This is a genomic window from Candidatus Electrothrix sp., from assembly GCF_052785085.1.
On sequence record NZ_JALAAI010000014.1, the window covers coordinates 1 to 16,353 of the forward strand.

The window sequence follows — 16,353 nt, forward strand, 5'->3', positions numbered from 1 at the left end:
AGGAAATAGACCAGGTCGCAGTGAACCGCGGGCTGTGAAGCGTCGTCCAAAGGCCTACCCTCGTTTGACAGTACCAAGAAGACAAACGGCGTAATCCTGTGGTCAACCACTTAAGGTCGTGCCATTAGACTGTGCCACCTCACATCGGGAGCTGTAGCCATGCAGGGTTCACCCTGCGCACCATCTGCTCTGATGCAGAAGCCGCATCCTATCATCCCCTTTTGCCCCAATGATGCGCTATTCATAATGTGACCACATCCGAAGGATATGCATGACATGTTGGTCTGGATCAACAGAATACACCAACCGATAGGTGTCAGTCACCTCTGCGCTCCATAAACCGAATCATATTATACAACATCGTATTGCAGGGCACCGCAATCCCGTATTCCTTTCCCAGGCGAATCACCGCCCCGCTCAGGGCATCAATCTCGGTTTTCTTGCCAGCTTGAATATCCTGCAAAGTAGACGAGCGATGCTTGGCCGCCAGCGGAACGATGGTGCCGTAAAAGGCTTCAAGGTACTCGGCAGCACTCCGCCAATGCGTGCGATAGCCAGCCGTCTCCATCACCGAAAAAATCTCGCGAATGACCTCATCCATAATCTGACGGGAGTTTTCCTGCTCTGCCAAGGCACCATAGGGTACATTAAAAATTGCGCCCAGAGGATTCAGGGCACAGTTGAACAGCATCTTGGCCCAGAGATCACGGTCAATATCCGGGTCAGACTCACAGGGAATACCGCCTTGATCAATTTTACGGCAAACACCTTCTATCCCGGACAAATCGCCGCCAAACAGGCTGCCAATATGGATGGGTTGGACATGGACGGTAATATCCACCTGATTGCTTTCAGGTCTGCAAAAACCCGTGATCACCCGTGCATTGAAAATGCGAGCTGCCGGAAAATGCCCGGCAAAGATCTCAGCATTGCCCCAACCGTTCTGCACCAGGATAATACCACTCTGCTCATGCAGCAAGGCTGGGTGCCCTGCAAGTTCCTGGGCCACTGTGGACGAATCAAAGGATTTGGTACAGACGAGAATGAGATCGTACGGCGTATCAGGCAAATCATCGGTTCGGACAAAACAACCAAACTCCCCCGGGCCAGCATGATGCTCACCAAAAATGCCGATCCGGATTAAACCGTTCTGTTGCAGCTTGCGCTGCGTACCCTGTCGGGTAAGAATATCAACCTGCTCCCCTGCCTTGAGCAGGCAACTGGCAAGCCCTAATCCGACTGCTCCGCCGCCGTAAATCAATATTCGCACAAGAAAAACCTTTTATGGAACGCATTGGAATAAATAATCACACCACAGAGCATTATAACGAATCTTATACCACAACCTTTATATAACTTTTTCAATCTTTATTTATCTTTTTCCACGCTTTAAATTCAGGAAACCTATCTTCAAAAGCACATTCAAACCAATAAATTCTTTTAGGATCAGTCTCTTCCAGTTCGAGCAACCATGATTTTAAAAGTTCTAAAAAACGCTCTCTCTCTTCCCCACATGGGAGTATTTCCTCGTATTTTTCTGTTGATTCTGCAACCTCATTCTGCTGTTTTTCCGCAACAACAGGCCGTTGATAACTTCCTGTCTTTTTTCCCTCCGTTGATAGACATTTCAATCCCTTTCCTGTAAGAATCCACTCAGTGGAAAGGTTATATTCCTTAGCAACCAGATAGGCCCATTCAATAGGAAAATCCCCTGCTTTTTTTCGTGCGGATATACTTGGTTGCGTTTTACCGACTATCTCACTCAACCCATTAAAATTAGATATATTTGTCTCTTCTTTTATACGTTCCCATGCTGCCGTGAAATTATTTTTATATTTTTTTATATTTTTTCTTGTTGACATGATTCCCTTTCTGGAATATAGAAAATACAATATTATTTTTTAAATATTATTTATCGTCAATCCGTTTTTCTACTAATAAAAAGAATGCGAGGAGAAAAAAATGACAGCAACCCAACCACTCCCTTCAGCTTGCCACCTGAAGACCAGAATCAAAGGATCTGTAATAGACGTCACCCACATCAAACTGAATGAAAAACAAGGCTTTTTCCGTAACTTTGTAACAGTTCCAGCTGATAATGAATACACCCATGCCTCCACCTTTATCGTACATGCCTCCACACCTCTTGGTCAGGACGGCCAGGAGGTGGATGTCACATGCCTCGTACGTTCCGCCAGTCTGCCAGAATGTTATAATATTCAGCTTTGGTTAGAAGAATTTTCAGATGCCTGAGCTGAAAAATAACTTTTTCGATAACTTGTCCAATAAGGGACAGCACTTAAAAAATCATGCCCAACCTCATCACTCTACCTTACCAAGCATGTTACCAAATATATTAACAAACATTACACATGGCCCTGCTTGCCAACATCTTGCCACAACTGCTGATACATATGTATCATGGCGGTTTCCACCTGTTGCCGGTATTCCTCCACCCGCTGTGAGGTCAACTTGGGCTCCACGTAGATCAGATCACCGTACTGCAAAATAATGGGACTCAACGGCATAGGGACAACCGAATGATCCCAGGAATTAAAAACCTTATAGCGTTTTGTCGCCCACACAATGGGCATAATCGGCGAACCCGACTTTGCCGCCAGCATGATAGCACCAGGCTGCATTTTCAGAGCAGGGCCTTGGGAACCATCAGCCACGATCCCTGCATTCTTGCCCTGTTTCACATGGTTCACCATGCCCTTTAATGCCCTGACTCCAAAACGATTGGCAGAACCACGTACCGTCTCAAAACCGAGAAGTTCTGCCACCCGTGCAATATACTCGCCATCCTTGCTTGCGCTCACCATAGCCACGCCTGGATATTGGCGAAGATGGTAAAGCATATAAAAGACAGAGTAATGCCAAAATGGCACCACCGCAGCCCCTTGATCCATCACCTTGTCCAGGTTTTCCTTTCCCCGAATCTGAACCGGGCAGGTGCCAAACCAGAGACGGGTCAAGGTAACATAAAGCCGGGGGACAACTGCAAGCGATGTTTTATAAACAAGGTTATTCACAAAGACAGATCTTTTGTTATCCTTCCCCCCAAAAAAAGAGGGGCAAGATGGAAGTTATATGAAGCACCCCGCCCAAGGGAAGGGATGGAATTATCCGCTCTTTAGCTATTGGCAAAGGCAATCAGCTGTTCTACAATTGCTGCCAAAGGAGCCTGCTCATATTCCGCAGCCATTGAGGCACTCTGCCGCCATTGTTGGGCTATCGGCTGGCCGCTCTGCCATTGCTCGTTCAACGAAATATGGTGTTCTGCTGCTGTCACAATTCGCTCTCCCTGAAGCGGGGTCCAGAGAAAATCAGGATGGGCATTCTGATACCATTCCCCACCAATAATATTACCTGCAAAATCAAGCTCAAGATCGTATAGATACACAACGCTCTTCACATGATCATTTGTAGCACCGTCCTTTTCTGAATGAGTTGGGGCTGTCTCAACAAGATAGGATACCTTCATCTCAATCCCGACAATGCTGTCTGTCTCATTACTGCGAAACCGGGCAAACTTATCATTGGAGAAATCACTAACCGCAACCCCTGCCCCATCCACTGAGCTGGCATAGTACATGGTCTTTGGATTAAAATAGCGATAACTATAGGATAGGATCGGTTGATTCCATACCTGATAATCATAGGTAGCATCCATGATCATGCTACGCTGAGAAACTCCGATCTGGTTCACCATTGCCAAATGCCAGGTGCCAGGATTTGTGTCAAAGCAAATCTGGGAGAGAATTCTACCTGTCTGTGAATCCTTGGCCGGGTCTTTATCATTGCAACGGCCACCGATAAAACGGGAATGATATTTCACCTTTGCCCAGAGTAAGGTGGCTAATGCCTTCACATCAGCAGGGTAAAAGGTCAGATACGTTTGCCCATCAGCTGCCAGCACCGTTGCGGTTCCTGTGGGCCGAGGTAACATATACGCAGCTGGGGCCCAACCGTGACAAAGTCCCATCCAGGCCTCAACCTGTCCATCCCGGACATAATACTTCCTTCCCTGATCCCACATCTTGCGGGTCAGAGAATACTCTGTATCTCCAACCAGGATATCGTATTTTTCCGCCGGTGAAAGGCGATTGATCGCGTCTGCGTTTCCTTGCGCGACAATTTCAGCAGCAGGATTATTCTGGATATAATCATAGTTTTCTTTCCAATCCATTGAACCTGGAAAGTTAGGGTCTGCATACCGCTTACCCAGAGAACCAAGATAGAATGCCCAGTAATCATCAGACCAGGGAGACTCGGGCAACTCAGCCCGCATGAGTCCGTTGTCTTCCATGCCTTGTAAGCCGGAAAAACGAAATTCATCAACAAAGCCATCTGCCTCATCATTATCAGCAAAAGCAGCCCTGCCCACCGCGATTTCATCTTTCTCGGTAACCTGTTGACGCAGGTCATCACGGGCCTCCACATGGGTACTCTGCTCAATATCTGCCTGATCAAAGAGACTCGTCGCATCTGAGGAATCCGGTTTTTCCCCATCATATTTCGGAGGGATACGCTCCATGAACTCCACAGGGTTCTCATGAAATTCCTGTACACTGGTATTCATCTCTTTTTCCTGTTCCCCAGACATAACTCCTCCTCATTGTATGAATATTTTTCCTCTGGATAGTCCCGTACTTCTGCCTGAAAAAACGCATCAAGCCGTCTTCACCGCATAACAAAACATCTTACAAACCGATCTACATCTCTTTTTCCACCTCCAGCCTGTCCGGTCGATGAACAAGCCAAAGCGAGGTCTTAATCACCCCGTCAGCAAGTTGCGCAGCCAAGGAACCAGGAGGTACAATCGCCTTTCTTTGTTCAACCGCTTTCACAATGCGATCCCAACTGGTGCGAAGCATGGGCGGAGCCGGAAAAGCCGGCCGCTCATCCGTGAGTTTATTGAGCATAAGGGCCTGAATATCGGGATGCTCAACACATTCAGCAGGGAGTTTTTTCAATAAGGCGGTGAGCAGAACAACGTTAAGTTTCCCTTGCCCTGACAGCGAATGCGCAACCAGAATAACCTGCATAGGATTAAGGTGCTCTTGTTTGAGCAAATCAGACACAACTGTCTCTGTAACCACCTGACGCCCGTGCAGCAGACCGAGCCGAAGCAACTCGACCTGACGACTTGTCTCATTTTCCCCATCAAAGCCCTGCCCTGCTTCCACCATCAGCACAGCAACAGAGGGCAGAGCAGCCCGATGGTCGTCCGCAACATCAGGAAGCCAGGCCGCCTCTGACACAGCAAAGACCTGGGTCTGCCAGCCTGCGACCGTTCGTACAAAAATCTCGTAAAATTCTCCGGGTTCCTCTTCTACCCGCAGGCGGTAGGTTCCTGGATTCACCTCAAGATGGAGGGCGAAATATCCGTTTTCCTGATCACAGATACCCAGGCCAGGTTCCGCAATCAGCGAACCTTCAAGGTCATGCAGGGTCACTCCGGTCCAGGGAGCAGCCTCAGCCTCAAACTCGGCGATTTCCCGTATACAAAGAAAAAGCCACGCCCCCTCCCCTTTTTTCTCAGGATCTGATCGTGAAATTGTTTCAGCAGCGTTTCGATACAGTTCTTGCTTTTCCTGCCCAGTGTTGATTCCAACAAGGGGGACAGGCGAACTGAAATCCACCGGGATACCGTCAATCTCCAGCACCTCTGCTCCCGGATGCACCTCAATCAGTTGATCAACCTGCGTTTGTCCGATGCGGAATCGAGCCTTATAAAGACCTGGATGAACAGAGGTCTCAAGGTATCCCACAGCAGCAGCTATCTTCTCGAATCGGCTGTTCACCAAAAAAATCTCGCTCAAACGCTCATGAGATCGAACGCTGAGTCTGACCTGCTTATCAGACAATGATTTCTGCATGGTTGGGCACCTCAAATATTTGCTGACGATCTGTATTTTTTACAGCAATCTTATAAAGTCCAGGCTCCAGCTCCAGAGTACGCATGGCCCCCTTTGCTCCCTTTGCCTGATCTTCCCGGATTTGTTGAAAATTACCATCAGAAAGAAGCAAGGTTTCATCACCATTATAAGGTTCCAACCGCACCTGGACTGGAACGGTCCGGGCCGATTTTCGATGCAGAAAGGTTATATCCTGAGAGGAATCCAACCTGATCACAGGCGGCTCTATCTGAATATCCCCGGCAAACTTGCCAATACTATTGTGAATTTGGTTCTTGAGCTGCTGCCCGGTAATTTTTCCATCCTTTGGAGAGGCTGTCTCTAAGGCATGGAGAATTGCTCGGGTAAAAATACCCGAATCCCTGCCATCTTCAAAACGCCTTTCCCGGGCGATTCGTCCTCTACCCACTGCAAAGGCGTAAAAAAAACGCACCTTATCTGCACCAATCCGCCCCTTACTTGTGGGATATTGGGGTTCTTTCACCTCATGATATACATTTATGGTGCGGCAACAGTCCATCAACAACACAATCTCATCAAAAACCGCATGACGCTGCAACCAATCCACATAATCTGTAATCGCTACATGCCAGGGAAACATCTTTCGGGCATTGGCAGCATAGAGAGCTGTTGTCCCCATATCACCGGGATCCCCAAAGCCATGACCAGCAACAAAAACATAAAGCCGTTCACCGCATCTCCCCTGCACACCCTTGGTGATAAAAGGCTCAAACAAGACTTCAATCTGGTTGGGAAAGGGCAAAGACGCATCCTTGGCAAAATCCGATGATAAGATACACTGGATGTGCTCTTCCGGGAGATTACCACCTTGAGGGTCACGCAGCCAAGCTGAAAAATCCTCAGCATCATTAACCGGGCCTTTTAATGGAGACAGGCCGCTCACCGGATAGCTGTTCAGCCCGATAACGATCGCATGGTGTTTATTTTTCATCTTTTTCAACCGCTTATGATGAAAGCACATAACGCGATTATTGCCACAACATGTTGCTGAATATACATGATATTCGAATATTTTCTATTGTAGGGGCAGACCTACATGTCTGCCCTTTATTTTCCGGGCGGCAACAAGGGTAAACACACAGGTTTACCCCTACAAAAATTCAATCAATCAGGTATTGGCAAAACTGATCAACTGCTCCACAATGGCAGCCAAGGGGGCCTTCTGATACCCTGATGTCGTTGCTGCAACCTCTTGCCATTTCGCAGGAAGCGGTTCCTCAGTTTTCCAGGTTCCTGAAAGTCCATAGCGTTCCTCCCAGTAAGTAACTGCCCTGATGCCTTTTTCAGGAGTCCAGAGAAAATCAGGATGGGCATTCTGATACCACTCGCCACCAATAATATTACCAAGGCCATCAAGCTCCAAATCATAATAATAACGAACTGTCTGCACCCTGTCGTACTGTGAGCTGTCTGGAGAATATTGCTCTGGGTTGGTCTCAACAAGATACGAAAGATCCATGGCAACACCAACAATGGTATCAGTCTCTCTATCCCGATACTTTTTGAATCTGTCCGTATCAAAACTTGCTTTCAGCACAGATGCCTCAGCCAAGGAACGGGCATAACCTCTCTTTTTCGGGTTAAACAGCCTGTACTTATAGGCAACAATGGGCTGATTCCAGACTTCATAATCATAGGTGACATCAAGGACCATACTGCGGCCTGAAACACCGATCTGGTTGACCACGGCAAGATGCCAAGTTCCAGGATTGGTATCAAAACATTTCTGCGGCAGAATCCGTCCGGTCTGTGGATCAACTGCTGGCTTCTTTTCATTACAACGCCCACCGATAAAACGGGAGCTATATTTTACCTGTGCCCAGAGCAAGGTTGCCAGGGCCTTAATATCGGACGGATAAAAGGTAATAAATGTCTTGCCATCTGCGGCAAGCACTGTTACCGAATGAGTAGGTCGGGGAAGCATATAAGCAGCCGGAGCCCAGCCGTGACAAAGCCCCATCCACGGCTCTACCTGTCCAGTGCGGATATAGCGTGCCTTTCCTTCCTCCCACATCTTGTTGGTCAGGGTCATCTTTTTATCCCCAACCAAAATATCGTATTTTTCCGAAGGAGAGAGTCGATTCACAGCATCGCTATCATTGCTCTCCACAATCTGCAAAGCAGGCCTGCCTTGAATATACTCAAAATTGACCTTCCAATCCAATGACTTAGGAAAACCAGCATCAGCATAACGATGGCCCAGCATTCCCAGATACATGGCCCAATAATCATCAGACCAGGGTTGTTCAGCCAAACGGGCACTGGTCAAGTTATTCTCTTCCATCCCCTGTAAACCAGAATAGGAAAAAGTATCAGTAAAACGGTCTGCCTGATCGTTTTCTGCAAACGCGGCCCTGCCAGCTGCGATTACATCCAGCTCAGTGAGTTCTTTCCGATGTGCATCACGGGCATCAACAAAGGTCATCTCCTGAATAGCTTCATCATCAAATAATGATTGAACTGCGTTGAGCACCTGGCCTTGTTCATCATACTTTACAGGCAGTTTTTCCATAAAGGCAACAGGATCTGCCAATAACTCCTCTGGCAGATTTTCCGGTTTTTCCGACTTTTCTGATATTACCTGGTCTCCGTCACCAGCATTACCTACGTTATCAACATCATCTAAGGTATCACTGCTGCTGTCCTCCGGCTCCGATCCTTGAGCAGAATCAGTTGTCTCAGTTGCCTCTAAGGGTTCAGGTTCATTTGGTGTCGGTTGCTCTGAAGATGTCTCCGTAGCCCCTTTAAAGAAATTCAATAAAAAGCAATTATGCTTCCCTTCCGGTGTAGCCATGTTCTCCTCCTCATTCAGTAGCTATCTGTCACGTTTTCTTCTGCTCTCTGCGGTCATTCTCATCTGAGGACGTTCCAGCAAGAAAACTCCGCCCTTTGCCAAAATGCTTTGCAGTATACATGGCCTTATCAGCATGCTGTAACAGACTTTCTGGTTTTGTACCGTGATCTGGATATAAGGCAATGCCAATACTGGTCTGAATATGTTCACCTTCAGCAGAACAATCAACATCAGCCAAAGAGGTTACGATGCGCTCTGCTGTGGCAACAGCATCGTCTATGGAATGAACATCATCAATAATGGCGGAAAACTCATCTCCGCCAATACGGGCAACAAAGTCTTCCAGACGCAAACAATCCCGCAGCCGATCAGCAACCACCTGCAAAACCCGGTCACCAACAAGATGGCCCAGGTTATCATTAATTATCTTAAAATTATCCAGATCCAGATAAAGCAAAGCTACCCGACTGTTGAGACGTTTGGCCCGGGAGAGTGAGCTGCGCAGACGTTCATCAAACATAACACGATTCGGCAGTCGGGTCAGCGGGTCATGCATTGCCTGATAACGAAGAATCTCCTCAGCCTGCTTCCGTTCACTGATATCAGAAAATAAGGCAACATAATGGGAAATATTCGTATTGGACTTACGGATAACTGCAATAGATAGCCATTGCGGATACTCTTCTCCATTACGACGACGATTCCAGATCTCCCCCTGCCAACTATTATTCCGCAGCAGAATCCGCCACATATCCTCATAAAACTCGTTATCCTGCCGATCAGACTTTAAAAAAGAAGGATCTCTCCCCAGGGCCTGTTCCCGATGATACCCGGTTATTGCTGTAAAGGCCGGATTCACCATAATAATGCGATTATCCGCATCTGTAACCAGCATCCCTTCTGAGCTGGTTTCAAAGACCGTATGGGCAAGTCGTAGCTCGTCTTCAGCTTTTTTCTGTTCTGTCAGATCACTGATGATACAGACAAAACCATTACAGATACCATCTCCTGTCCTTCGTGGACTGATCCAGTGCCCTCCTGGAAAGACAGAGCCGTCCTGATGAACAAATTTCTTATCTGCATAATGCTGCTCTTGCTGTCCATAACGGATATACTCCATGACCTCCTCTGTTTCATCAATAAAATCAGGATGGATAATATCCTGAAGCCGCATATCCTGAAACTCTTCCCGAGAATAACCAAAAACCTCAGCATACAGACCATTCACCATTTCATAGGTTCCATCAAGAGAGAGAAGACCTATACATACAGCTGCATTATTGAGAACTGCCTCATTGCGGGACTCGCTGTCCAGTAAGGCAGCATGTGCTCTTTCTTTATCGCGAATTTCTTCTTTGAGTTCCTGATTTCGGCAAGCAAGTTCATGCTGAGCCCTCCGTAAACTGATCTGCGTTGAAACCCGGGCTATCAACTCAGAAGGCTCATAGGGTTTCACCAGAAAATCAGAGCCTCCGGCTTGAAAACCACGAATCTTGTCGGCCACATCACTCATGGCCGTCAAAAAAAGGATAGGGATGTTACAAAGTACAGGGTCGTTTTTCAGTTGGGCGCATACCTGAAAACCGTTCAATTCAGGCATACTGATGTCGAGCAAAACTACTTCAGGTGGGGCCGTACGGCAATGAGCTAGAACTGTTGTTGGATCAAAAAGAGCCTGGGAGACAAACCCATGTGATCGGAGGATAGACTCCAGCAGGCAGACGTCACTTCGACTATCATCAACAATCAGGATATACGGAGACGTTTTATCATCGCAGAAATATGGTTTTTTTTCCGAGTCAGGCATTACCAACAGTTTCGTCTTTACGGGTCATAGCCTCCATAATAAGGCCCATGAGGCTTGAGTTGATGCGCTTTTTTACCTTATGTGAACTAGGTATATCTGTAAAACTTATACTTGCTCCCTCAAGACCAATCAAGGAATAAGCAGCCTCTTCTCCATTTAATCCCTTAAAGGCCGCATCAAAGACTTCTCCGTTCTCTATATAAAAAAAGCCTTTCTCATTACTTGTGGACCTAATCTCCAACAAACAGGTCTTCTGTTCCAACGCTATCATCTGCAGGAAATTGGCAACAGAAATGCCTTGCAGCATCCCGCCAGGGGACTGCGGAACCAAAGCCTCCTGTACCGCCTCAACCAGTTTATTAATAGTAAAAGGTTTTTTCAGCAAGCGTTGCCCGGTTTGAGCAAATTGTTTCTCTATTTCCGGGGTTGAATGGGCCGTCATGATTACACAAGGCATTTTGGGAAAAGCATCATTAATATATGCCAGTAACGTGAGGCCATCAATCTTTGGCATCTGCAAATCCGTAACAATGAGATCAATCGGTTTTCGATTAAGAATACCGATTGCCTCCTCGCCGTTATTGGAAAGAATAACTTCAAAATCTTTTTTATATTTTTTAAGACTGATCCCCAGTAATCTCTGAAAACCAAGATCGTCATCAACAATTAAGACATTTTTCATTTTCAATGCTGCCCAAAGGGTTAAAAAGAAAGCTGCTCACGATTTTTTATCAGCTTGCTGAAAATCCAGCAAGGTACATACAATACGATCTAATTCTTCAGCTGCCTTGGTAACAGGACGACTGACTGTTTCAAGATCTTTGTTTTGTCTGAGCAAACTACCTATCGCGTCAATCCCAAAGAGTATGGTTGCCAGGTTATCCCGTATCGCTTTCCGATTTTTATCAATAAAGTCGTTCACAGCTGATTCTGCAGCTTGACAAATTTGTTCACTGTCATTGACCTGCCCACCTCCCTGCTCCTGAATAACATGAGCAACACCTTGCATCTCTTCGTTCTCATCAAAAAATGGTATATGCAAAGTTTGTACCTGATTATTTTCTTGCTGCTCTTCAGACATCGCTCTTTCTCCCAGAGAAGAGCATTCTGCACAATAAAAGCTGGGATCCTGAAGTACTTCATGGCGCAGGGAACCAACAAGCTCAGAAAGCCGCATGTTGCAAAAATCACGGGTCGCCTTATTGACCCAGAGTATTCGTCCTTCTGTATTTTCTATAATCAACCTGTCCTGAACAAGATCAAGTAAGGCCAGTTGATTATTTTTCTCCTGCTGCAAACGCTCAAGTTGCTGCTCAATCTCAATATTATCCTGATGCAGTGAGTTAATAAGGCTATCAGATTGTTTTTTCTGCTGATCAACAAGTTGCTTCAGGCGAAGTTGGACTGTGATTCTTGCATTCAGAATTTGAAGATTTATCGGTTTGTTGATATAATCAACAGCTCCCAGGGTAAACCCTTTATATTCGTCATCCTTGTCGTCACGAGCACTGACAAAAATAACGGTAATTTTCCGGGTAACAGGGTTTTCTTTCAAACGCTTACAGACCTCATATCCATCCATGCCAGGCATGCTCAGATCCAGAAGGATAAGATCCGGTTTCCGTTCTGCTGCCAGCTCAAGTCCATGTACTCCGGTTGAAGCGATTGAAACCGTATATTCTTTCTCCAACGTTGTCTTCATCAACTGGAGATGGGCAAAATCATCATCAATCAGCAGAAGATGATAATGCAGGGTATTAATAGGCTCTGATGAACGGAGGTGGGGAATTATCGTTTCCTGCGAGATAATATTCCCGCAAATCTGGCACCCAAGCGGTGTATTATCAATACGCTCCAGCTGCTCATCTGCAACAATATTCTTTCCGCCACATTCTTCGCAAAAAATTACTTTCATGCGCGATCAGCTCCTGCTTTCCCCGGAAGTCAGCTGTAATAAGGCACGAAGATTATCCTCCAGTTGCCCCAACAGAGCACTATAATCGGCCTCCTGTTCTTCTTTACTCGCAACCTCAATTTCTCTTGCCTGCTCAGCCTCATCTTTCAGTCCCACACCAAGGAGGATGCCTTTGGCCTTATGCCCTGCTGCGGACAATGCTTTATAATCATTCGCTGTCACTGCCTGCCATGCCTGTTCAAGAGTCTCGGCTATGGAACAAGAGGACAGCTGTATCATCTGTTCCACTTGGTCTGGCTCAAGACTGTATATGTTTTTGAGATGTTCAGCAACATTTGTAAGAAGGGCATTATCGTTTTCTTTTTTTTCTTCTCGCATAGAAGTATCGTCCTGTTGTTTTTTTTTCATTCTGGTCTTCACTTCTCCGTCAACACAACCTGTCTGCTGAAAAGCCTGGTAGATTTCCTTTGTTTTAAAGGGCTTGACTGCATACCCGTCCATCCCGGCATCCAGACATCGCTGTTTATCCTCTTTCATAGCATGTGCTGTCAAGGCAACAACCGGCATATGACCACCTGTCAGCCTATACTGTAATGCTTCTGTAAACTCTTCTGTTACCTCTGTGGGTAATGTATGATTCTCTACGGACTGATATTTCTTCTGCTCACAAGCCCGTATAATCTTAGTGACCGTTAACCCGTCCATGATCGGCATTTGCACATCCATGAGAATAACATCAAAATGATGATCAAGCAGGATGCGAAGTGCTTCAAGGCCATTTTCCGCTTCAATAATCTGATGGTTATCCTTCTGAAACATCGCCTTAGCAAGAAAACGATTTGATTCATTATCATCAACCACCAAAATACGCAAGCCTTGTAATGCTTCGTTGTTATCCGGTGTCACACCAACAAGAGCCGATTCTTTGTCAGCAATCTGCTTAAAACGAGCTGTAAAGGTGAAGGTACTCCCCTGGCCAAGAATACTGTCAACACCAATATTTCCACCCATCATTTTGCACAGCCTATAACATATTGTCAGCCCCAGACCAGTTCCTTCAAAATCCCTGCTGGTACTGGTGTCAACCTGAACAAAGCGCTCAAAAATATCTCCCTGTCTTTCCGGGGCAATACCAATACCGTGATCCTTTACCCGAAACTCCAGCAGGACTTCCTCATGATCACTTTCCCGTAGAAAAACCTGAATGGAAATTTCCCCTTTCTTGCTGAACTTTATACTATTATTCAAAAGATTTACAAAAATCTGGCGTAACCGCATTGCATCGCCATACAAAGAACAGGGCACCTTGGGATCAATATTATAATGCAGGTGTAATCCTTTTTCCTCAGCCTGAAACGCAACCGTCCGCACAGCATCCTGAATACTCTCTTCAAGGGAAAAAACAGTTGGTTCCAATTGAAGTTTTCCCTCTTCAATTCTTGCAAAATCAAGAAGATCGTTCAATAAACCAAGCAGAGATTCTGCTGCCTTGTTCACTGTCCCAATATAACGTAGCTGCTCCTCATCAAGAGGGGTGTCTAATGCGAGCCTGCTCATGCCGATAATAGCATTCATAGGCGTACGAATTTCATGACTGATATTAGCAAGAAAATCACTTTTGGCCCGATTCGCCTGCTCTGCCCTGTCCCGGGCTAATTGCAGCTGCTGCTCCTCTTCCTTTTGACGGCTGATATCCTTGGTGATCCAAATTGCACCCTGTTCGGGATCCGTACAATCAATGATTTTAGCGGTTAATGAACACCAAAACTCACTCCCATCCCGGCGACGCATCAGATGATCCTCTTGAAAGACACGATTCGCTTCAAAGGACAACAAGGCCCGCTCATAGGCCTGTTCAAATACTTCCTGATTATCAAAAAGCACTGAGAATGAACTTGCTATAAAGGCATCCTTATCAGTATAGCCAAACATCCTTGCAGCCACCCCACTGACCCAAACAAAATCCGTCCCAATAATCCGAACAATCCCTATAGCAGCATGCTCAACAATCAGTTCAAGCTTGGCCAACTGGGCCCTGAATTTCTTCTCTAAGTCAAGCCGCTCAGTAATATCATTTTTTATGGCCAGGTAATAACTGATCTCCTTTGTATACCGATCATATAAAGGACAAACAGTCTGGCCTTCCCAGTATTTCTCTCCGTTCCTCCTAGTATTCCTCAGGAATCCTTTCCAGGTTCCTCCATTTTTAAGGGTACGCCATATTTCTTTACAGACAGGAGTATCCTTTTCTCCGGCCGTCAGAATATCAGGATTTGTGCCGTACAGTTCTTCCCGGGTACAGCCTGTTAATTCACTAAAAAAAGAATTTGTATAAACAATATTTGCAGAACTATCAGTTATAACAATGGCACTGGTACTCTGCTCAACAGCCTGAGAAAAAAGAAAAAGCTGCTCCTGTTCCTTTTTTCGCTCAGAAATATCTGTAAAAAAAGAAAAACAGGTTTTCTTCTTGCTACCAGGCAGAGTTATACACGAAGAGGTGATCAGAACATGGAGCAACGCACCATCTTCTAAGCGTAACAGCCCTTCCTGGGAAAGATCAAAACAATTTTCACTGCCTTGCCCTTTTTGCCTCTTTTCTTCCCCAGGATACAGATCCTTTGTTACGAGAAATTCATGAATATTATGACCAATAATCTCTTTTGCCGACCTTTGCAAAAGAAGACAAAGGCTCTGATTCACCTCAATAATGATCCCTGATGCAAAATCAATCAACCAAAACCCCTGGGGATTCCGGTTAACAATTGCCTCATATTTTTCTTTATCCTGAACCCGCTGTTCTGCTTCGCGCTCCAGTGTCGCTGCTGTCAATAGTGCCTGACGATGATGTCCATTTGCCATATAGAGCAAGGCAAGCATGATCAGCAGCATCAAACAAAGCAACATGATAAAACTGGATGACCCCAGGGAAGCTGGTCGATAATTTTCTTCAAACCAGGCCTTTTGCACAATATGAATCAAAGCAAGGTCATCTCCAATCAGGGGCTGAAAAAACAGATAATAGTCAACACCAGCAGAATCCCTTGTACTCAAAAAACCAATTTTCTCTAAGAGTTCAAGGCCATAGGGTATAATGTCTAATGATTGTATCTGATCCAGTGGAAATTGCTTACTGTGCCGTAGATATTCTTGCTGATCTCTATTCAAAGGCCGCAGAGAAACAAGGTTTGCTGTTGTATTAAAAAGAATATTATTATCTGTCGATAAACCAATACGCATTTCTTCGGATTCAGGCGGTGTAGCAGTAAAGGCTGTGCTGAAGGAGCGAAGGTGGAAAATATCCAGACTAATCTTCAGAACAATCATTCCAAGCGGGCGGTTACCGTTTTTAATAGCCCGGGCATAATACACTTCATTCTGCCGGGTAGCTAGGTTCATTGAGGCATAGAGATCATACCCATCAACTATGGCATCATGAAAAAAACCTGCAAAACCATAGTCCTTGCCTATTGTTTCAGGCACTGTCCCATAGACACATTTTCCTTCAAGATCAAGCAAGAAAACAGCCGTGATATTGTTAACATCTGCAACGGCTCCTAAATTTTTTTTTACAATTTTTTGAGCCACTTCTGTTGGTTCAACATGACGTATATAACTATTCATCATGCTAATAATAACAGGGTTGTCTGACAATAACCGCGAAACACCAGCGATCTGGTCAAAAGTCTGCCGAATCCGCTCAGCCTCCTGAGTCAGAGAGTAGCGATAGGTCTTGATATCTTCCCGGACAAGTTCCTGCTGATGCATGTAAAAAACAAGGCCGCCGCCAAAGAGCACAAGAACGACCAAGCTTATCGCCATGATAATATATAGAAACACTATATTACTATACTTCATTCGCTACGCTCCGCAGCAATTCCGCCCAAAGAAA

The 16,353-nt window shown here is 45.7% G+C and carries 12 protein-coding genes; 1 reads left to right on the forward strand and 11 read right to left on the reverse strand.

Going from position 1 to position 16,353, the window contains the following annotated elements; genetic code table 11:
• Window positions 1-316: 316 nt before the first annotated feature.
• A complete protein-coding gene (locus tag L2082_RS03975) occupies window positions 317-1,270 on the reverse strand; it encodes a ketopantoate reductase family protein (protein ID WP_446008561.1) in 954 nt (317 codons plus the stop codon).
• A gap of 91 nt (window positions 1,271-1,361) precedes the next feature.
• Window positions 1,362-1,862, reverse strand: a complete 501-nt coding sequence (locus L2082_RS03980) for a helix-turn-helix domain-containing protein (protein WP_446008562.1) — start codon at window positions 1,860-1,862, stop codon at window positions 1,362-1,364.
• 100 nt (window positions 1,863-1,962) lie between these two features.
• Between L2082_RS03980 and L2082_RS03985 the strand changes: the two genes are divergently transcribed.
• A complete protein-coding gene (locus L2082_RS03985; protein WP_446008563.1) occupies window positions 1,963-2,253 on the forward strand; it encodes a hypothetical protein in 291 nt (96 codons plus the stop codon).
• Window positions 2,254-2,366: 113 nt separating this feature from the next.
• Here L2082_RS03985 and L2082_RS03990 read toward each other — a convergent pair whose 3' ends face one another.
• The 9 genes from L2082_RS03990 to L2082_RS04030 form a co-directional block, all read right to left on the reverse strand.
• Window positions 2,367-3,035, reverse strand: coding sequence for a lysophospholipid acyltransferase family protein (locus L2082_RS03990; RefSeq protein ID WP_446008564.1), 669 nt, complete (start codon window positions 3,033-3,035; stop codon window positions 2,367-2,369).
• 101 nt (window positions 3,036-3,136) lie between these two features.
• A complete protein-coding gene (locus L2082_RS03995) occupies window positions 3,137-4,609 on the reverse strand; it encodes a hypothetical protein (protein ID WP_446008565.1) in 1,473 nt (490 codons plus the stop codon).
• 109 nt (window positions 4,610-4,718) lie between these two features.
• On the reverse strand, window positions 4,719-5,885 hold the full coding sequence (locus L2082_RS04000; RefSeq protein ID WP_446008566.1) for a hypothetical protein: 1,167 nt from the start codon (window positions 5,883-5,885) through the stop codon (window positions 4,719-4,721).
• Window positions 5,866-6,876 carry a caspase family protein gene (locus L2082_RS04005; protein WP_446008567.1) on the reverse strand — a complete coding sequence of 337 codons (1,011 nt, stop codon included), beginning with the start codon at window positions 6,874-6,876 and terminating at the stop codon, window positions 5,866-5,868. The genes L2082_RS04000 and L2082_RS04005 overlap by 20 nt, the downstream gene beginning before the upstream one ends.
• 177 nt (window positions 6,877-7,053) lie before the next feature.
• Window positions 7,054-8,739: a hypothetical protein gene (locus L2082_RS04010; RefSeq protein ID WP_446008568.1), complete on the reverse strand. Its 1,686-nt coding sequence runs from the start codon at window positions 8,737-8,739 to the stop codon at window positions 7,054-7,056.
• A gap of 28 nt (window positions 8,740-8,767) precedes the next feature.
• Window positions 8,768-10,546, reverse strand: a complete 1,779-nt coding sequence (locus tag L2082_RS04015) for a diguanylate cyclase domain-containing protein (protein WP_446008569.1) — start codon at window positions 10,544-10,546, stop codon at window positions 8,768-8,770.
• A complete protein-coding gene (locus L2082_RS04020; protein WP_446008570.1) occupies window positions 10,539-11,228 on the reverse strand; it encodes a response regulator in 690 nt (229 codons plus the stop codon). Before L2082_RS04020 ends, L2082_RS04015 begins: the two co-directional genes overlap by 8 nt.
• Window positions 11,229-11,264: 36 nt before the next feature.
• The gene (locus tag L2082_RS04025; RefSeq protein WP_446008571.1) at window positions 11,265-12,461 is read right to left on the reverse strand and encodes a response regulator; all 1,197 of its coding nucleotides are present in this window, start codon (window positions 12,459-12,461) and stop codon (window positions 11,265-11,267) included.
• 6 nt (window positions 12,462-12,467) lie between these two features.
• Entirely contained in the window at window positions 12,468-16,319 is a 3,852-nt protein-coding gene (locus tag L2082_RS04030) for a PAS domain S-box protein (RefSeq protein WP_446008572.1), read from the reverse strand.
• Between the last annotated feature and the right edge of the window lie 34 nt (window positions 16,320-16,353).